At 57.2% G+C, this 19,562-nt stretch carries 9 protein-coding genes; 4 read left to right on the top strand and 5 right to left on the bottom strand.

Features of this window, described 5'->3' with window-relative positions:
• Positions 1-193 precede the first annotated feature (193 nt).
• The gene (locus C4520_01750) at positions 194-409 is read left to right on the top strand and encodes a hypothetical protein (protein RJP25769.1); all 216 of its coding nucleotides are present in this window, start codon (positions 194-196) and stop codon (positions 407-409) included.
• Between the two features lie 104 nt (positions 410-513).
• Here the strand turns inward: C4520_01750 and C4520_01755 are convergent, their stop codons facing one another.
• The 3 genes from C4520_01755 to C4520_01765 form a co-directional block, all read right to left on the bottom strand.
• Positions 514-2,736, bottom strand: a complete 2,223-nt coding sequence (locus C4520_01755) for a hypothetical protein (protein RJP25770.1) — start codon at positions 2,734-2,736, stop codon at positions 514-516.
• A gap of 558 nt (positions 2,737-3,294) precedes the next feature.
• A complete protein-coding gene (locus C4520_01760) occupies positions 3,295-4,677 on the bottom strand; it encodes a hypothetical protein (GenBank protein RJP25771.1) in 1,383 nt (460 codons plus the stop codon).
• A 693-nt stretch (positions 4,678-5,370) separates the two neighbouring features.
• Positions 5,371-6,729 (bottom strand): radical SAM protein, encoded by a 1,359-nt coding sequence (locus C4520_01765; protein RJP25772.1) that lies wholly within the window; start codon positions 6,727-6,729, stop codon positions 5,371-5,373.
• A 473-nt stretch (positions 6,730-7,202) separates the two neighbouring features.
• On the opposite strand from C4520_01765, the gene gatC reads away from it, so the two are divergent.
• The 3 genes from gatC to C4520_01780 all read left to right on the top strand — a co-directional run bounded on the left by gatC (position 7,203) and on the right by C4520_01780 (position 9,871).
• Positions 7,203-7,493 carry an Asp-tRNA(Asn)/Glu-tRNA(Gln) amidotransferase subunit GatC gene (gene gatC / locus C4520_01770; GenBank protein ID RJP25773.1) on the top strand — a complete coding sequence of 97 codons (291 nt, stop codon included), beginning with the start codon at positions 7,203-7,205 and terminating at the stop codon, positions 7,491-7,493.
• Between the two features lie 9 nt (positions 7,494-7,502).
• Positions 7,503-8,996, top strand: coding sequence for an Asp-tRNA(Asn)/Glu-tRNA(Gln) amidotransferase subunit GatA (gene gatA / locus C4520_01775; protein RJP25774.1), 1,494 nt, complete (start codon positions 7,503-7,505; stop codon positions 8,994-8,996).
• A 233-nt stretch (positions 8,997-9,229) separates the two neighbouring features.
• Entirely contained in the window at positions 9,230-9,871 is a 642-nt protein-coding gene (locus tag C4520_01780) for a hypothetical protein (GenBank protein RJP25775.1), read from the top strand.
• A 96-nt stretch (positions 9,872-9,967) separates the two neighbouring features.
• Here C4520_01780 and C4520_01785 read toward each other — a convergent pair whose 3' ends face one another.
• Both C4520_01785 and C4520_01790 read right to left on the bottom strand, forming a co-directional pair.
• The gene (locus tag C4520_01785; protein ID RJP25776.1) at positions 9,968-18,535 is read right to left on the bottom strand and encodes a cellobiose phosphorylase; all 8,568 of its coding nucleotides are present in this window, start codon (positions 18,533-18,535) and stop codon (positions 9,968-9,970) included.
• Positions 18,510-19,520 (bottom strand): universal stress protein, encoded by a 1,011-nt coding sequence (locus C4520_01790; GenBank protein ID RJP25777.1) that lies wholly within the window; start codon positions 19,518-19,520, stop codon positions 18,510-18,512. The genes C4520_01785 and C4520_01790 overlap by 26 nt, the downstream gene beginning before the upstream one ends.
• Between the last annotated feature and the right edge of the window lie 42 nt (positions 19,521-19,562).

Genomic DNA, 19,562 nt, shown 5'->3' on the forward strand with positions numbered 1-19,562 from the left:
CTCAATTTCCCTCAGCATGCAATGCCTTAACAGGTCTGAGCGTCTTGAAAAACATAATTATGGGACAGCCTCTTAGTCCCCCTTTTCCAAAGGGGGAAACACACTCCGGCGATAACAGGAAGAGTGGACGGGCACGTTCCCGCGAGGCGCGGTCAGTTTAGGCGCTTTGCTCAACGAGAAGAGGTAGATTAGTATGACCACGCGAGCCGCGTGGCAGGCATGGCTGACGCCGCGTATTCTGGATTCCTGCCCAAGGCATGCAGGAATGACGACGAAGAAAAGGCGCGTTCCCGCGGGGCGCGGGATGAATCAACGGGCGCGTGTCGGCGGTTATCGGCGGTTGAAGAAGAGAGATTCTTCCCCCGCGAAGCGCGGGGTCAGAATGACAAAAGAGCTAAGTCAGAAATGATCCCGCGGGGCGCGGGATCGCGCCAAGGTGGTGACCTCGGGTAGCTCAGCAGTTTAGGCGCTCCGCTTTGTCGATGAGGGAAGATTGCAGGCAATATGCCTGCGCTACGACCGCAATCCTATTTTTCTCAGCATTGCGGAGAAGCGGGGGTCGGAACTGAAGCTGTCGCTATTTGGATGCACCTTGAGGAAGCAGAGCCAGTGGTCGCACTCCTCGTATGCTTTCTGGAGCCACTTGAAGGCCTCGTCATTCTCTCCGAGGGCGGAATAGATGCGCGCGATCGCATAGGGCGAGACGTACATCCTTTTCGAGGTTTCCAACAGGCGGCGCAGGATTCGCACGGCCTCGTCCTTCATGCCGATGCGAGCGACGAACGATGCGAGGAACGCCTCGGCGCCGGGGTTGCGGTTCTCGCAGATGCGCTTTTCTTTCTCGATTTCCGCGAGCCCCTCCTGGAGCATCCCTTTCTGGAAGTAGGCGCCGGCAAGCTGCATGTGGGCGTAAGGAAGCGTAGGATCGAGTTCGATCGCTCTCTTGAATTTATCGATAGCCATGTCCTCGAAGCCGGCATAAAAGAGGATCATTCCGAAATTCGCGTTGATCATCGGCGACAGCGGATTGAGCTCATGCGCCTGTTTGATCTCTTCGATGGCTTCGTCGAATCTGGCGGCGTACATGAAGTACATCGCATACCAGTGGTGAGCCGTCGCGTAGCCGGGATTCAGCTCGAGCGCCCGTCTGTATTCCTTTTGCGAATCCTCCCAATTCCATTCATAGCGGATGAGAATCGATGCCAGCGACGCATGCGCTTCTCCGAGCGTCTCATCGAGTTCAAGGGCTTTCAGCGCGGCCTCTTTGGCCGTGAAATAGGTTCGTCTCGATGAGATTGCGCTGAAAAAGGGGAGGACATTGTAGCAGTCGGCGAGGCCGGAATAGCCGAGCGCGCAATCGGGGACTCTCTTTATGACCTCTCTGAAAAGTTCGATTGCGGCCTTGATCCCTTCTTCGGTCCACTTGTTGAATGAGTGGCGCGCCTTCAGATACAGGTCGTAGGCCTCGAGGTCCATCTCCTGGCATTTGCAGAGGGTTCCGCGGTTCTCCTCGAGCAGTTTCACCTTGAGCTTGTCGACGATGGCATGCGTGATTTCATCCTGGATCGCGAAAATGTCGCCGGCCTCGCGGTCGTACCGCTCCGACCAGAGGTGGTGGCCGTCGTCGACATTGATGAGCTGGCTGGTGATCCTGAGCCGGTTGCCCGCCTTCCTGACGCTTCCCTCCAGGACGGCATCGACATTGAGCGCGCGGCCGATGTCGCGGATGTCTTTTTCCATTCCCTTGAACGAGAACGTTGATGACCGAGCGATGACGCGCATGTTCTTGAGCTGCGCCAGCGCGTTGATGACTTCTTCGGCCAGGCCGTCGCAGAAGTATTCCTGATCCTTCTGCGGGCTCATATCCGCAAACGGGAGCACGGCCACGGAAGGCACCTTTGCGGCCGGCCGGATCGAGTTTCCGGCGCCGCCCTGTTTGATGCGGCGCAGATCAGCGATGAGGGCGGCCATGTTTTCGTACCTGTCGTTCGGGTTTTTCTGCAGCATTTTCTGGACGGCATACTCCAGCGCTTCGGGCACTTCCTGGAAGACATTCCTCATGCGTTGCGGCCGGTCCTTCAGGATCGAGCTGATCATTTCGGATGCGGTATCGCCGCGGAACGGGCGCGCTCCGGTCAACATCCGGTAGAGGACCACGCCGAGCGACCAGATATCCGTCCGGTGGTCGATCGGCCTGCCTTCGGCCTGTTCGGGAGACATGTAGGCGATGGTGCCGGTGATCGAATGTGGCTTGGTTATCTCGACGCCTTCCATTCGCGCCAGGCCGAAGTCCATCACCTTCACCTGACCGCCGCGAGTGACCATGATGTTCGCGCATTTCAAATCACGATGAACGATTCCTCTGGCGTGCGCCTCCTGCAAGGCTTCCGCCGCCTGGAGCGCGATATCGATCGCCTTGTCGACGTCGAGGGGGCCGGTAAGAAGAATCTCTCTCAGGGTGCGTCCCTCGACGTACGCCATTGCAATGAACGAATGTCCCTCGTGTTCATCGATCTCATAGATCGGGCATATGTTGGGGTGGTCCAGCCGTGCGACGGCTTTCGCCTCGCGAGTGAGGCGCTCCCGGGCCTGGCTGTCCTTTTCCCGGTCTTCAGATATGACTTTGAGAGCGACGACCCGCTCGAGCCTGAGGTCCTCGGCCTTATAAACGATGCCCATGCCGCCCTCGCCGAGCTTTTCGATGATTCTGTAATGAGATATGATTTTTCCCTGCAAGCTGCGTACTCCTGAAATGGGATAGTGCGAGTTCCGCTGTTACTACAAAGAGTGATCGGATACAGGAACGTTTTCAATGATATCGCATATTCTGCGGCAAAGCAATGCTAGGGCAGAGAAGATGGAATTGAAAGCCACAGGCTGGAAGCCTGTGCCACCGATGCATGTGCCGAGATATGCAGGCGGAAGGTGCGAAAGAGAGCGCGAATGAATTCGCGCCTACCGTGCTAGGGGGATTCGGCGAGGCGGTGAACCGCGCGAGGCGCGTGGCAGGCCAGGCAAGGTCAGCGTCATAGGCATGTGATCGCTGCGGTCATGCTTCGGGGGACAGACACCATGATGCTTGGGGACAGCGAGACTGTCCAGCGATTGAACGACTGGTTTTTGCTTCGGGGACAGGCACCATGATGCTTGGGGACAGCCCCGAATCTACGGCCGAAAAGACCGGCCCGTAATTCTTGGGACAGTCCCCGCCGCTGGTTCCGTAAATGGAGCCAGTCCCCTTCGCTTGGGACAGTCCCCGCCGCTGGTTCCGTAAATGGAGCCAGTCCCTTTCGCTTATGGAGACACTGCGACCAGTTCCAGATAGTCACACAGCAGGTTTACATTCCGGACGAACGTGGAAGAATATATTTTCCCGTCATCAATCCAGCGGCCCTTCTCGTCGAGACTGGCAATAATCGCTTTGACCTCCTGGCCCAACTGATCCGCTTTCTGAACGCGCTGTGCCGGGTTGATCGGACTCGAACTTCGGGCCAGATATTCGGCCGCACCAATCTTCTTGACTTCGTTGTAATACCCGATGGCGCTCGCTATTCCGAATTCGGCTTGCCAAGCATACCCGCGTTTTCGCTCCTCACTGATCTCATTGTAGTCGTAGTGAATCTTTCCATCCTTGTCGCCGTAGATGGGCCGGTTGGTTTCCAGTTCGTACAGGCGCGCCCACTGGTTTTTTCCGATCTTCGATTCCTCGAGCCACGCGATTGCCGCCGGAATGGGAGCAAGGAATCGCTCGTCCTTGGTGTATAAGAACAAATCGACGAGGGTGGTTATATTGCGTGCGGTGACTGCCGAACATAGTCCGGGCGGCTCGAAGGATCGCGCCCGGGCGGGCTCCATGTCGTGCGAGTATTGCTGGGCCCAGCCCGCCTGGGGACCGGCACGCTGAGAGAAAATGATAAAATCGCCTCCGGAGGCAGCGCTTATCAGAAGGGCATCTTCCTTGAACGTCCCATGCGCTTTCAGCAGAACTTTGATGCAATCGTTTATCGCCCCGTCGTTAAACGTATAATAGTCATGGTATCCATTGAAAAAATAATGCCACCACTTCAGCGGATTCCACTGCGGCCAGGCTCCATTCTCGAATTGGCTCGCGAGGATATGGTTGAGACCGAGGCGTATGGAATCTGACAGCCACTCCTCGTCCAGAACTGCGTCCAGGTTGATCAGAAAACTTAAAGCTCCTTGCGTGATGTTGTCATCGAATGTGCATGCACCTCTCTTCCGCTCCGGATATACCGAATCCGGTCGCAGACGGGATACGTCCGCCAGGTGATCCCAGCCCCCGGCTTTTCGCTGCCCCCAGCACAGAGCCCTTCCCGCCTCCCTTGCCGCCGCCAGATACATCGATTCGCCCGTGATCAGGTGCGCCCGCAGAAGAGAGTCCCCGATAGCGGGAGTTCCCGGCGGCTGCACCCAGATTTGCGTCGGACTTACCGGCTCGTAGAGCCCTTCCCCGTATCGCTTCTCCAGATCAAGCGAATAAATGCCCGCATACCCTCCGCTCGTCGAAATGGATTGAAAATATGCGGCAGCCTTGCGTAAGGTTTCTTCAACCTGTTCCGCAGGGATATGTTCGGCAGGGGCATGCGAGGCGGGCAAAAGCAGGGTGATCATGCAGCATGCGAGGAAGAGTTTTAGTTCCGCAGATATCTTCGTCATCGACTTGTTATCTCGTTTAATTGACGGCTTCGAGAGGCGGATGCAGGCGCAACACTTCCCATAGTCAATCAAGGATCATATCATAATTGGAGATGAGGACATGAATCGGCTGATAGGCTGAACGAAGATGATAATGAAGTCGGCGCCGAAAGGAGAGAAGGCTGGGTGCCACCCCAAACACCCAGCCCAATGAGGAGAAAGATGTCTGCGGGTCGTTGCGCGACCCCACTGCAATTGCATGCAGACAAACATCAGTTATTAGAAGAGCAATTACTGTGCCAGTAAAAAAGAGGTTGGTCTTGCCGGCTCGATGGAGGAAGCGACCGGCCGGTCGGTTTCCCGGGCGCAGGTACTAGATTAAGATAAGCTAAGGGTTGCAATTTCAATTAGTTGTTGCGAGAACAATATTGACAATCTTGATCAACTTGCTCGTGTATTGCTCGCTGATAAAGCGCCTCAGTCGGTGTTTTAGGCGCGGAACTCCTTCGGTATCAGGCGTTTCATGAAACTGGCGGACATGTTTCAACTGTTTTAATAGCGTTTCATTTGAAACGATTGGCGGCCGGAAACTGCTAGTTGAGCATGGCGAGCGTTGCGATGAGTAAACATTTCTCAAAAAAATCCAAAGAAAACTGATCAATAGCAGAAAGAAGCGGCTGATTTTCGGGATGGAACAGCGTGGATGCGGATATCTCAGGATTCGAGCGCAGGGTCACGAAGGTTTGCATTGAGGGAGCGGGCGAGCGCTTTGAGATCTTGGTACTGCTCCAGCATTCCGGGGACAAGGTAGGGGAGGACCGAGCTGTTGTGAAGGAGGGGCTCACCGAGGTCCAGGTTCCACGTCGTCCTCGCCGCCTCAAAGCAGGGGGTTCCGGGGATGGGGGAGAAATCGGACAGCCGGATGAGCAGGCCTTCGCCGTGGACGAATCGCATGGTTTCCTCGATTGCTTGGGGCGGCTGGCCGGGCATGCCCATCAGGACGTAAGCCTCGAGCGAGGCCGGCTCATATCCCGCTTCGATCAGATTGTGCACGCCGCGCCGGAATCCGGCGGCGGTGACCTTCATGCAGGAGTCGTTCATGAGTGCGGGATCAATGCTTTCGACGCTGAGGCGGATGGTTGCGAAACCGGCATTCTTCATCAGGGTTGCCAGTTCCTCATCGATCATGTTTGCGTGAAGCCCATTGGGGGTGTGCAGGCGGACGTTTATTTTTCCGTCGATCAATTCGCGCAGGATCGGTTTGATGTGGTTCTCCCGATTCACAAGGAGCGCGTCGTCGTAAAAAGCGATATCGCGGATATCTCGTTGTCGTCGATAGTGCTCTATCTCAGTGACGACCTCACGGACCGGTCTCTGCCGAAAAGCGGGGCGAAGCAATTTGGAGGCGCAATAGGCGCATGCGAACGGGCACCCGTATGATGTGGTCATGCTCACGGAATCGACGTGTTCGAGCAGATGGTAGGCCGGGCCGTTCTTATGGTGGTCGCGGATTTCTCCGGGCCCGACAAGTTTTTGCAGCAGTTCGGTGAACTGCCGCTCGCCCGCCGCTTGAATGATGTAATCGGCGCCCGAATGACTCTGGGCATGGTCGGGGCAAAGCGTAGCATATATGCCGCCCAGAATGATGGGCACATCGGAGAAGACTTTACGCGCAATTTGTATTGTTTCTGCCACACCTTGATACCAGTAGGTCATCATCGAGCCGACGCCTATGGCATGCGGACGAGGTCCGGCCTCGAGCTCTCTTCGAAAGACGTCACGCGGTATTCCGTAGCGCTTGAATGTACGGGGTATCGCGGCGAGGGGAGCGGGTTTTGGTATTTCCTCGAAGCTGAATTTGCCCTTTCCGTTTCCGTTTGATCTTGAACGATGTTTGCGGTCAAGTGTCTGTGCGGCCGGATGCAGGCGGTCGAGGCAGTTGATCAAGCGGACAGAGTAGCCGGTTGCCTCGGCGGCCGAGGCAACATAGAGGAGGCCGAGCGGTTTCAACCAGAGGTCGTATGCGGCGAAATCGTGGATATGGGGGGCGATCAAGAGGATGTTCTTGCTCATCCTAAAAAGCGTAGCACAGCGTTTCGGCCTTGTCAAAGCGGCAGAGAAAGGGGTAACTGTCCGACGATTGAGCGACTGGTTCTTGTTCCGGGGACAGTCGCCATTCTACTATTCAATGAGACAAGCTCCGGGGACACGCCCGAATCCACCCCGCGCAGCGCGGGACTTCGCTTCGCTCAGCTTTGGGCTCCGGGGAGGCGGAAAGGGGAATCCCCCTGAGTCCCCCTTTAAAAAGGGGGAATGTAATGGAGGCGCGTGGGGGCTCAGCGCGTGGGCGAAATTGATCTTGAGACGAATTCTGTAAATGGTGTCAGTCCCCTTCACATTTCGTAAATGGAGCCAGCCCCTTCGCCTGTGCCATTCTCTGTCGCAACCGCTAGACAGGTTGTCTTGTCGATTGGGAATGACTTGCGATGCTTGGGCCGATTCTGTATAATTCCTCGATGGAAACGAACTGACAATGGAGATCGACGATGAAAATAACCCGCGAGATTATTGAACACGTCGCCCAGCTCTCGCGCCTGCGGTTCGAGGAGAAGGAGCTTGAGGGCTTCATCTCGCAATTGAATGAGATACTGGATTATGTGGCAAAGCTGGAAAAGCTGGACACTAGCGGGATTGCGCCCACATCGCACATGTTTTTCGAGAAGACCCCGATGCGCGAGGACAAGGTGCGCGAGGGATCCTCTCCCATTTCCGAGCTTTTGGCGAATGCGCCCCGGCGCGAAGACAATTTTTATGTGGTTCCGCGGGTAATCGAGTAAGGGAAGACGATGCAGAACAGGAATGGGAAGGATCTGGCGCTGCTTCCGGCTCATCGGCTGAGCGAGATGCTTCGGTCGGGCGAGACGACATCGACAGAGATTACCGAGCAGGTGCTTGAAAACATCGAGCGGCGCGATCAGCTCCTGAAGGCATATCTTTCCGTGATGAAAGAGGAAGCCTTGCGAAAGGCGGAGGAAGTCGATAAGAAGATACGCACGGGATCGGCGCTCTCGCCGCTGGCGGGAATCCCGCTTGCGCTCAAGGACAACATGTGTCTGATGGGGACGGAAACCACATGCGCCTCGAAAATTCTCAAGGGCTTTGTCGCACCGTATGATGCCACCGTGGTCGCGCGTTTGAAGGCGGCTGATTGTGTGTTTGTGGGCAAGACGAATCTCGACGAATTCGCGATGGGCTCTTCGACCGAGAATTCGGCGTTTGGGCCGACGCGGAACCCGTGGGACACGGCGCGTGCGCCCGGCGGATCGAGCGGAGGCTCGGCGGCTGCCGTCGCCGCGGGCGAAACGATTCTTTCACTGGGCTCTGATACCGGCGGCTCGATTCGCCAGCCGGCCGCATTCTGCGGGATAGTCGGACTGAAGCCGACGTATGGTCGGGTTTCACGGTATGGGCTGGTAGCCTTTGCTTCGTCGCTCGATCAGATTGGGCCGCTCACTCGCGATGTGACCGATACGGCTTTGCTGATGAACGTAATTGCCGGCCATGATCCATGGGATTCGACCTCGGCGGAAGTCGAGAGCCCTGATTTCACCGGGAGTCTGGTGAAAGATGTGGCGGGGCTGCGGATCGGGGTGCCCAGCGAATATTTTATTGAAGGGATAGACGTTGAAATGGCGCGTGCTGTGCGCGCCGCTGTCGAGCTGCTCGAGGGTCTGGGGGCGAAATCGGTCGAGATTTCCCTGCCGCATACCGAGTACGGGTTGCCGGTGTATTATGTGGTTGCGCCCGCCGAGGCCAGCTCGAACCTGGCGCGGTATGACGGGGTCAAATATGGCTACCGCAGTCCGTCGTCGGGCGACATGTTCGACATGTACTACAACACCAAGAGCGGAGGCTTCGGCTCGGAAGTCAAGCGCCGCATCATGCTCGGCACCTTTGCGCTCAGCTCGGGTTATTACGACGCGTATTATCTCAAAGCGCAAAAAGTGAGAACGCTGATCAAGCAGGATTTCGAAGAAGCCTTCAAGAAATGCGACGTCATTTTCACTCCCACAACGCCGACGCCGCCGTTCCTGATCGGCGAGAAAGTCGATGATCCGCTCCAGATGTACCTTTCCGACGTATTCACCCTGAACGTGAATCTTACCGGCATCCCCGCGGTGGTCATTCCCTGCGGATTCTCGTCTAACCACCTGCCCATCGGGCTGCAGATTATCGGCAAGCCTTTCGACGAGCAAACGATACTGCGGGCGGCGTATACCTTTGAGCAGAATACCGATTATCACAAACAGGCGCCCGATTTCTCGAAGCTCGACAAATAAGACCGCCCTGGATCACAATATCATTCTGCTATCCAAAGATAATTGAAAGATTCGCCTGCTGGTTCTACGAGGTTGTCCTTGGACAAGGGTTCATTTTTTAACCGCAGAGGCGCAAAGAGCGCAGAGGAAAAATGGAAAAAGTTCATGGATCTGTGCTCAAAACGATAAACATATGATATAATTATCGCAATTGATTAACATAGCCGCCTGCCGCTGCTGAACAGTTATTGGAGATGGCGATTCAGGACTATTATAAGCGGATATTTGAAGAGGCGGGGGAGGTGATGTTAATCGTAAGAACTCGTTTTTGTGAAACTGGCTTTGGCAGAATTGGGGGGATACCAAAAATGGTCAAGTCATTGACAGCGGTAACAGTCATTCTTTTCATTTTCATGTTTGCTGTTGTTGTGGAGGCGGCTGTCCCGATCGATGGGCATTACCTTGGAGCGACCTCCCAGGGGGAAGAGATCGAGTTTGATGTAGTCTCGGGTCAAGTGCAGGGGCTCAATATAAGCGTCTGTCCGACATGCGCAGACACATGCATGTCGTTTTACGGATTCTGGGTCACCTATTATGGAGATGTTTTCACCTGGAACCATAATGTTCTCCAGGATGGCAGTGGAAAGCCTATTGGCATCAGGCCGGGCGCCACGTGGACGATTTTCGGGCAGGGGAGTTTTGACACCACGACGCATGCTTTCGGCGAGATATGGCACGCGCTGCCGTTTTTTACGGGCGCCGCTTTTAAAACTGCGTCATGTTTCGATAACACCATAACGTTTGAAGCGAGTTATGTGGGCCCATCGCTTTCCGGCGAGGCTCTTGAGGGACCCGGGCAAGTGACTGTCACAATTCTGGAGGATGAGGCTGAATAGGTAAGCCGCCCGAACCTTGTCTTCGTAATCCGGGGACGCAGCGTTAAGTTGCGTTCCCGGAATTTTTTTATGGATAGCGGAACACCTGGTTGTCGTTCAGTCGATCCCCATTCGCACGATCACCTCATGCCGGCGGCCGTCGTCTTTGAGAGGGATTCGTTTATCGAGGGCGGGCCTTCCATCCATTTCAACGTATTTTATTCCTTTGCTGATGTTTTGGGGATTTTCCACGCGGATATGATATTCGGCGGCGCCGAAGCGATATGTGATCTTGAATTGCGGCCACGATTTCGGGATGCAGGGGTTGAATTCGAGGAATTGACCGCGCCGGCGCAGGCCAAGGATGGCCTCGAGACCGAGCCGGTACATCCATCCGCCAGAGCCGGTATACCAGGTCCAACCGCCGCGCCCGACGAATGGAGGCACGCCATAGACATCGGCGGCGGCGACGTACGGCTCCACATGGTAGCGTTCCATTTTCTCGGGTGAATCGGCGTGATACACCGGGTTCAACAGTCGGAACAGAGATTCGGCCCACTCGCCTTCGCCCACTTTGGTGAAGGCCCAGGCGACCCAGAGAGCGGCGTGCGTGTATTGGCCGCCGTTTTCGCGAATTCCGGGCGGGTATCCCCTGATATAGCCGGGATCGTGCGACGTCCTATGGAATGGCGGCGTAAACAGGAGCACAAGTCTTTCTTCCAATCGCACGAGGTGCTGGAGGACCGCGTTCATTGCTCTCTGGCTCCGTTGGGGATCGCCCGCTCCGGATAAAACGGCCCATGATTGGGCGATGGAGTCTATCTTGCATTCGGCGTTTCGCGAAGAACCGACAGGCGAGCCGTCATCGTGATAGGCGCGCAGGTACCATTCGCCGTCCCACGCATGGGTCTCGATTGCTTTTTGCAGGCGCTCGATTCGGCGCGAGTAAGCGGAAGCGCTATCTTCGTCATCGAGCAGTCTGCAGATCGGAATGAATTCATTTAGCACGGCGCACAGGAACCAGCCGAGCCAGACGCTCTCGCCAATTCCTTTGGCGCCGATGTTGCTCATTCCGTCGTTCCAGTCGCCGGTTCCCATGAGCGGCAGGTCATGGGGTCCGGCGGTGATACCTTTTCTAATGGCGCGGCGGCAGTGCTCATAGAGAGAAGCGATATCGACGGTGAGCGGATACTGTCCGTAGCGCTCGGCCTCATCCGGCTTGAGGGGGTCTCCGTGCAGGAAAGGGATCTGCTCATGGAGGATGGTGACATCTCCGGTTTCCGAAACATATTTTGCCGTTACAAAGGGCAGCCACAGCAGGTCGTCCGAGGTGCGCGTACGGACTCCTTTGCCGGCCGGCGGGTGCCACCAGTGGAGCACGTCGCCCGCCTCGAACTGGTGGCGTGCGGCCCGCAGGATGTGCGCTCGCGCGATATCCGGGGCTGTATGACAGAGGGCCACCACATCCTGCAGTTGGTCGCGAAACCCGAATGCTCCGCTCGACTGATAGAGGGCGGTTCGGCCCCAGACCCGGCACGAGAGGTTCTGGTACAGGAGCCATCGGTTGAGCAGCAGATTCATCGCGGTGTCGGGCGTATCCACCTGCACCCGATCGAGAAGGGAGTTCCATTTCCTCCTGGTTTCCGTCAATGCGGATTCGATGCGGGCCGGCTCCTGAAATTCCGCGATGATGTCCAGAGCCGCTTGTCGATCGGTCCCCTGTCCGAGGAGGAAATACTCGTCTACCGCTTCTTTCGGATACAGATCGATGTGCAACTGAATCGCGGCGCAGGGATCAATTCCCGCGATTACGTTTCCGGACAGGCCGACCCTTTTCAGGGCTGCCGGCAACTTGAAGTCGCCTGCCCGCCCGAGGAACTCGGTGCGATCGGTGGTAAATCCGAATGGTTCCCTTTGTGTGGCCAGGAATGCAACGCGCTCGCCGAAATCGACGTTGTAAGGGTTGCGCAAGAGAATTGCGTGCGCCCCCTGGTCGTATTCGGGTATGACGTATTGCTGCATATTTTCCCGGCTGTTGCCGAGGACGGCATCAACATAGTAGGTCGCGGTGATTCGCCTGGTCCGCTGGGAGAGGTTTTCGAGCCTGAGATGCACGATCTTGAGTGGCGCATTTTCGGCCGGGAACAGAGTCAATATTTGCCTGATGCCGTGGCTATTGTGTTCGAAGTTTGAATAGCCGGCGCCGTGGCGAACGAGGTAGGGAAGCGTTGTTCCGGCGGGCAGGGGAGTCGGCGACCAGACCTCGGCGGTCTCTTCATCCCGCAGGTACAGCGCCTCGCCGGGCCGGTCAAGCACCGGGTCATTGCTCCACGAGCTGAGTCGGTTCTCTCCGCTGTTGGCGGCCCACGTGCAAGCGCCTCCGGCCTCGGAAACAAAGAAACCGAATTCCGCATTGGCGACCACGTTGATCCACGGGGCCGGCGTCCACCGGTCCGGTTGAATGTAGATGATATATTCTTTTCCATCGGGACTGAAACCGCCGATTCCATTATCGAACAGAAGGTCCCGGGGTCGCTCAACGGGGGGCGCCGACAGATTGGTTTGGGCTTCCGGCGGCGGTGTTGGGACAAAAGCGGGAAGGTAAACGGGAGGCTTCTGGAGTTTTTCAAGCTGCTGCGCGAAGGAGCCCTTCTCGCCGTCCAAAATAACTCGGGCGGTCGTCTCAATCAGGCATTGCTCGTTCCCGCTCATCTGATCGGCTCGAAGCATGAAGATGCCTCCCCGCTGATTCAACCACGTGTCGCTTTGGGACTGGGCGAGGAGTCGAACCAGATGGTTGTGCAGCTCCTGCGAGTAGCCGGTCTCGCGCATGTTGAGGATGACCAGATCGATTTTCAAACCTCTGTTTCGCCAGTAGGTGTGCGCCTTGAGCAACTCGCGCACCAGAGGGCTTTCCTCTTCTCTCCCGATGCGGACGAGCAGTAGCGGGTAGTCTCCGGAAATCGCGAAGGGCCACAGGGACGGTTGTCCTTTCGAATTGGCCGCCAGGACGGCCGGCTCGGCTCGCAAGGCGTGGTGTGGATACATCAACAGGGACAGCACCTGCTGATACCGCTGCAGGTCATCCACCTGCGCCTTCAGTTGCCGCAGCTCGAGTTCGCTTCGGGCCCGGGCCGTTTCATAAGCGCGGTCGATGATATGCCATTCCTGGTACCGGTTCGCGAGGTCAAGCGCCTGGCTTCGTCTTTCGGCGATCAGCGAAATGAATGCAACCCGCAAGGATGCGTGCGGCTCGATTATGATTTCCTGGCCGAGCGCCATGATGGGATCGAGTGTTGCGCCGGTAGTATTCGACATGACAGGACCTTCGCGTCCGATGGCCGCGGGAGCGCGAAGGCTTTTGCCACGGCCGATGAAATTGCGCCGTTCCGTTTCGTGCATGCCTGCCGGTCCGATTCCCGGTTCGAGAATGAGCATATGGACGAGATGAACGGGGGATTCGCCCGGCGACCGGGTTCTGCGGTTGAACACCAGCGCGTTCAGTCCGGCTTCGAACGAGCTTTCGATAAACATCTTGTTAAAGGCCTGATGCCTGCGATCGGTCTCCCTCGGCGCGAGCACCACTTCCGCGTAGCTGGTGATTGCGAGGCGCCGCGGCCACGCGCTCTGATTCGTGATGGTTATTCGTCTGATTTCACCGTCGTCTTCCGGCGGCACGGTCACCTCCATATGCACAATGATGTCGCCCATTTTGCAGCGGAAATCCGCCTTGTGAGGATAAAAGAAGACTTCGCGGTCCTGCGGCAAGGTGGCGGTCGGTTGATAGCCGACGGAGGAGACTTGTTCGCTGTCCAGGTCCTGGACGTAAATCCAGGTTCCCCAGTCATCGAGTGTCGTATCGGCGCGCCAGCGGGTGACATCGATATCTTTCCATATGCTGCAGCCGCTGCCCGCGCTCGTTATCAGCACTCCATAGTTTCCATTGGACAGGTAATACGCCTGAGGAAAAGCCGAATGAACCGGCGCCTGCCATGGTGTGGCCGTTATTGGGAGATGTGCCATGAGGGCGGCCGCAACCTCTTCGATCGGGAATCTCTCGATGGGGGCTCCGTAGGGCACTTGCTCCTGGAGGAGCAATTCGCTGCTCTGAATGGCGGGGTCGGCATGAAAGCGCCTGACCATCACATCGTCGAGCAGGTGATTCGCGATCGAGAGGAGGATCATACTCTGATGGTGCGACATGAAGGAGCGCACGATTGATCGCTCCTGTCCCAGGACCAGGCGCGCCGGCGTATAATCGGCCGCCTCATAGAATCCATACAACCCGAGCATCTGCAGTTGGATGAGGCGCTCGACGTTCTGCATGACCTCGCGCGGGCGAACCGGCAACGCCAGCAGTGAAGCGTATGGCGCGATCACCAAGTCCTCGCTCAATCCTCGCTTGAAGCCGAGTCCCGGCACGCCGAACGCCCGGTACTGGTAATTCATGTTGATGTCGAAGCGGTAATAGCCGGATTCGGAAATTCCCCACGGCACGTCTTTCTTTTTGCAGTACTCGAGCTGTCGCTTGACAGCGGCGCGGCTGCTGTGTTCGAGCAGCGAGTTGTCGTACTGGCGGAGAAGCAGGGCGGGCATCAGATATTCGAACATGGTGCCGGCCCATGACAACAAACCGCGCGTGCCGTCGAGAAGGGCGAGCGGCCGGGACAGGTGCAGCCAATGGCTCTGGGGGATGTCGCCCTTCGCGATGGCGACGATGCTGGCGATTCGCGCTTCCGACGCGAGCAAGTCGTAGCGGTTGTTGTCCAGTTGTTCGGAGTCGACGTTATAGCCTATATGGAAGATTTCACGTTTCCAGTCGAAAAGAAATCCGAATTGCATCTCCCGGATGTTCATCTCGGCAAGCAGTATCAGATCCTGGAAATCATCAAGAAGCTGTCTCACGTTTTCCTCGGAAGCGAAGACCTGGCGCTCGAGACGATTCAGCCACTCGTTCGCCCGTTGTTGCTCGATTTCGAGGGAGGCATCTTTTCGCACATGTTCGCGCAGGCGCTGGATAAGTTGCCGGACTTCATGCGCCACGGGCGCCACTCGATTAAAATGGAGTGCTCCCTGCAGTTTTCCCTCGATTTCCGCAAGCAGTGCCGTTTCAGAATCACGGTAAGGCTTTAAAGATGGCGGCGGGTTGTCGAGGAGGGACAGCCACGGCGTCAGGGTATCCAGCTCGCGCCGCATGTCAAAGAGGTGATGGCGGATGCGTTCCGACCAGGTGCGCAGGCTGTTCAAGGAAGAGGCGCCCAGGGTCTGTACATGATCGCTCATCAGCGCCATCAAGGTACGCTCAAGCTCGACGCGATCGCTTTCAAGATCATTCAGTAGGGACATCCGCAAGGGCGTGTTCCGCTGGGCTCGCTCCACGCGCTCCCTCATCATTGCCAACTGCCGGAGCAGGGAATCGGTGGCTCCTTGCGGGACGTGCCGTAAGTCTTGAGCGGCCGCATCGAGCACCGCGATAGTGTCCGTCAACCCCTGCCAGCGCTGTGGCGGCATGACGGGGTAAGCAGCGTAAACCCGCAAGGTCTCCTTCAGCGCAATGAGACATGCTGCAAGGTTTCCGCTGTCCACGGTCGAAACATATCGTGGTGGCAGGGGGTTGAGCGTGCGGGTGTCGTACCAGTTGAGGAAGTGTCCGCGGTAGCGTTCGAGCAGGTGCATGCTCTCGAAAGCATTGCGCAGGCGTGAGACCATATTCAGTGCGCCGATATAGCCCAATTCGTAAGCGGCTGAGATTGAGATGAACATTAACCCGATGTTGGTGATCGAAGTGCGGTGAGCCACCAGCCCGCGGGGCGATTCCTGGAAATGATCGGGAGGAAGCCAATGATCCTCAGGTCCAACGAACTGCTCAAAGAAAAGCCATGTCCGCCGAGCGATGAAGCGAAGCCGCCGGCGCTGGTCGTCCGGCAGCGCCTTCTTTTTCTTACGGTACGGCCGGCTTAAAAGATATGCCACTTGCGGAGAAAGAATCCACAGGAACAGGAGGGGGGCGGCCACGGGAAAACTGCGTATGCGCGCAAATGCAAGCGCCAGGCCGGTGATCGCTGCGATCAGCGGCGCGAACAACATCTGCTGCCAGAACATCGGCATCATTCTCTCTTTTTTGAAGATGTGGATTGCATGCGCCGCGGTAGTCCATTGGAGGAGGCGCTTTCGGCTGATCGCGAGCCGGAAAAGCGTGGACAGGACGGCGTGAAGCATAACGAGGCTCTCGTACGGCAGGAATACCAGGACGAGGAACCAGCGTGCGGCGCGCATAACAGCAAGGCGCATCGAGTTGGTTTTCCGCCAATCGATGGTTACGGCCGCGGCGAGAGGGACTGCCGGCGCCAGAATGAACAGGAGCGTCCAGACAAATGCGGATCCTTTAAACCAGAACCATGAGAGGACCAGAAGAGCAAACAGGCAGGGTGTTATAAGACTGCGACAGAGGTTGTCAAAAATTTTCCAGCGGCTGATCGCGGGAAGTCTTGCCACATTGACGCGTTCGTCCCGATGAAACAGCTTGCCGGAGAACAGCCACGGCAAAAGCTGCCAATCGCCGCGAGCCCACCGGTGCAGGCGGTGCATGAATGTGAGAAAATTGCGCGGGTAATCCTCGAGGAAAACGACGTCGCTCACCAAAGCCACTCGCCCGTGCAATCCCTCGATCAAGTCGTGGCTCAGGATCGCATTTTCCGGCAGCTTGCGCTCGAGCGTTTTCTCGAAAGCCGCCAGCTCATACATTCCCTTACCGACATAGATGCCTTCGCCAAACAGGTCCTGGTATACGTCCGATACTGCACGGGTATAGAGGTCCAACCCGGTATCGCCGACGAAAATGCGGGTAAAGAGGGATTGATTTGCGCTGGTGGGCTGGACCTCGGTTCGGGGCTGGAGGATGGTATAGCCTGAGACCAAGCGATTTTCCGCGTCAAATTGGGGCTGGTTCAGGGGATGCGCGAAAACCGCAGCCAGCTTTCGGGCGCTGTCGTGGGGAAGAACCGTATCGGCATCGAGCGTTATCACGTACTTGATTTCGGGCAGAATCTGGAGGTCGCCCTGCCGGACCGTGTAGGTGGACGGTTTCCCCATCAGGAGGTAGTTGAGTTGCTGCAGGTTTCCGCGTTTGCGCTCCCAGCCCATCCATACGCCTTCAGAGGCACTGAATTCGCGCTCGCGGTTGAAGAAGGAGAACGGATTTGAACCTGCACGGGGATGGCGCGCATTCAACTCCTGGATTCCTCTGACGGCTTGTGCGACAAGGTCTTCATCGCCCGGCATGTGCTTGGCGGGGGCGTCCGTAAAGTCACCCAACAGGGCGAACGAGATATGGGGATCAGCATTTGCGAGATAATGGCGTTCGATCTGCCGCAGCAGTGACTTGATCTCTTCGCTATCCGTCAGGAGGGTGGGGATAACCACCATGATTCGGGATTCCAAGAAGTCTTTCCGATAATCCAGTTTCGGTAAAACGCGGGGCGGGAGCGCATGCGTAAGGATCCAGTTAATGATTCCGGTAGAAATGCGCAACAGCGGAATCAAGAACAGGAGGCATATCACGGAGATTTGTGCCGCGGGCGCATTTAGCGAGGCGGCGTACAGGATGACAACCGTCGCGATTGCGGCGGTGGTGGACCAGATGGCGGACAGGTAAAGCGGGGACGGATGCTCAAGCAGCCAGCGCCCGAGACGGGAAAAGAGAGCGGGCCGGTACTGCAGGCGATGCTCCAGCGCCGTCCTTCCGGCGTCCACAACATAGTAGCCGACATGGCTCGTTTGAGGCGAGCCCGCCCTTCTCGAGTCTTCCAAGGCGAGAGCGACTGCCTCTTTTGCGACGTCGACTTCACTTGCACCGGCTGCTCGCGCCAGATCTTCGATCTTTTTGCGGTACGCGTCCCGCGTCTCGAAATCCATTGCGGGGTAAATGGCGGTCGGATCATTTCTGAGCGCCCGTTCGACCAAGCTGACGCGCTCGAAGAAATCCTTCCAATCCTCATCGGCGACCATGCGCAAACTGAGGATGGCGTTGGCGACAATTTGCTCATCGGAGATCTCGTCCGGCAGCTTGAGGACGGCTGAGGGGGTCTGCTCCGGTTTGAGGGGAAGCCGAATCAGGCGGGAAAGCGCGCGCGAGACATATTCGACGACAATGACCCGCAGCATGGCCGGCAACGCCCAGACTTCACCGATCGAAAGAGATGCGATTCCCTGATACGCTTGCACGAAGCGCACGGTAGTCTCCATGTGCAAATGCCCCGCGCACGCGAGGAATATTTCACGCGCGACGGCATACACGCGCGGCATCAACTCCGGGATGGAATCCTTCAGTTTCGGCAGCCGTCGGTAAAAACCCTCGGGCATGTCCTCCCGGATCTCGCGCACCGCCTGCTGAAGTATGTGGAAATTATCGAGCACCCATTCAGCCGCGTAGGATTGACCCGGCTCCTTGACTACGGGTGTCGCGAAATGCCGGTACGCGCGGTTCAGCAGGTCCTCCTGCGCTTCGAGCCGGTCCAGCATGGCGCGCGCTTTGCCCGCTTTATGCAGGAGAACGTGTTGGGTGGCAACGAGCCGGGCGTGCTGTTCAAGCGAGGGTGAGACGGGCCGGCGCTCGTCGGAGGAAACGCGCTCCGCTATTTCCTGAACCTTCTGCGCCATTTCAATGCCCTTTTTTTTGGACGGCACTCAGTTCGGGCTCCGAAAACTCGACTTCCTCGGGCAGCAGGTCCTGCACAACCAGCAGCGGAACAGTTCCGAAGAGAATAAAGTTGCTCGCAACACTGCCGTACGGCCATTTTGTGCCGCCGGAAAACCCGTGAGCGCTCAGGATAACGAGGTCGATTTTCTCATCTCTGACCAACTCGTGCAGCCGGCCGGAAACATTTTCATCCACAAAAAGGCGGATGTGAACATCTCCGGGCATCCGGGAGCGCAGCGTCTCAAAATATTTTCGCGCTTCACGTTGGTTGCGCTCGATCAGCCGATTGGCGAGTTCCAGGTCATCTTCGGTCGGCAGAGTGCGGCAAGGCATTTCCGGCCTTCGCACCACGTGCGCGATCAGGATGCGCGAATTGCAAGCACGCGCAAGAGCGGTTGCGGGCGCGAGCGCGCATTCGGCTCGTTTGGAGCAATCCAGCGGGACCATCAGGCGCTCGAACCCTGCACCTTCTTGGGGGGCGGGAAGGTACGCGCGCACGATCAGTGTCGAGACGCGGGAACGCAAGATGATTTTGCTGATGACGCTGCCGGAGTTCCATTCGCTCAATCCGCTCCGCCCATGGCTGCTGATTATGGTGAGGTCGACTTTGTGCGACTGAATGTAGTCCATGATACGCTGCGCGGCGGATCCTTCGAACATTGCGAAATCGGCCTGCAGTCCCGCCTGTTGAAAGGCGGTTGCGAGGCCCTCCAGATATAATCTGGCTTCGCTCTTGCACATTTCCCACTCGAGCGGGTCGACAGGTTGAAGACATGTCCCCCACTGTTCTTCAAGAACCCTCAGAAAAGTCACTCGCGCCCCGAATGCCTTCGCCAAGGCGGTTGCCTGCATCAAGACGCGTTCAGCCAGAGAGGAACCATCGAGCGGGACAAGAATATGATGAAACATCATCCCTCCCCTTTCGTCTGCAGAACGCCGTCGCGCACGGACCGTTCTCCGTCGCAGGAACATATCGATAGACGAGCAAGAAGCGAGGTATCGGGGTCTTGGCAC

This window comes from Candidatus Abyssobacteria bacterium SURF_5 (assembly GCA_003598085.1).
GTDB lineage: Bacteria > Abyssobacteria > SURF-5 > SURF-5 > SURF-5 > SURF-5.

What these genes read in the sequence shown, in the direction of transcription:
- C4520_01760 (RJP25771.1), bottom strand. Translation starts at nt 4,677, where the DNA reads ATGACGAAGATATCTGCGGAACTAAAACTCTTCCTCGCATGCTGCATG.
- C4520_01780 (RJP25775.1), top strand. Translation starts at nt 9,230, where the DNA reads ATGGCGATTCAGGACTATTATAAGCGGATATTTGAAGAGGCGGGGGAG.
- C4520_01750 (RJP25769.1), top strand. Translation starts at nt 194, where the DNA reads ATGACCACGCGAGCCGCGTGGCAGGCATGGCTGACGCCGCGTATTCTG.
- gatA (RJP25774.1), top strand. Translation starts at nt 7,503, where the DNA reads ATGCAGAACAGGAATGGGAAGGATCTGGCGCTGCTTCCGGCTCATCGG.
- gatC (RJP25773.1), top strand. Translation starts at nt 7,203, where the DNA reads ATGAAAATAACCCGCGAGATTATTGAACACGTCGCCCAGCTCTCGCGC.
- C4520_01790 (RJP25777.1), bottom strand. Translation starts at nt 19,520, where the DNA reads ATGTTCCTGCGACGGAGAACGGTCCGTGCGCGACGGCGTTCTGCAGAC.
- C4520_01765 (RJP25772.1), bottom strand. Translation starts at nt 6,729, where the DNA reads ATGAGCAAGAACATCCTCTTGATCGCCCCCCATATCCACGATTTCGCC.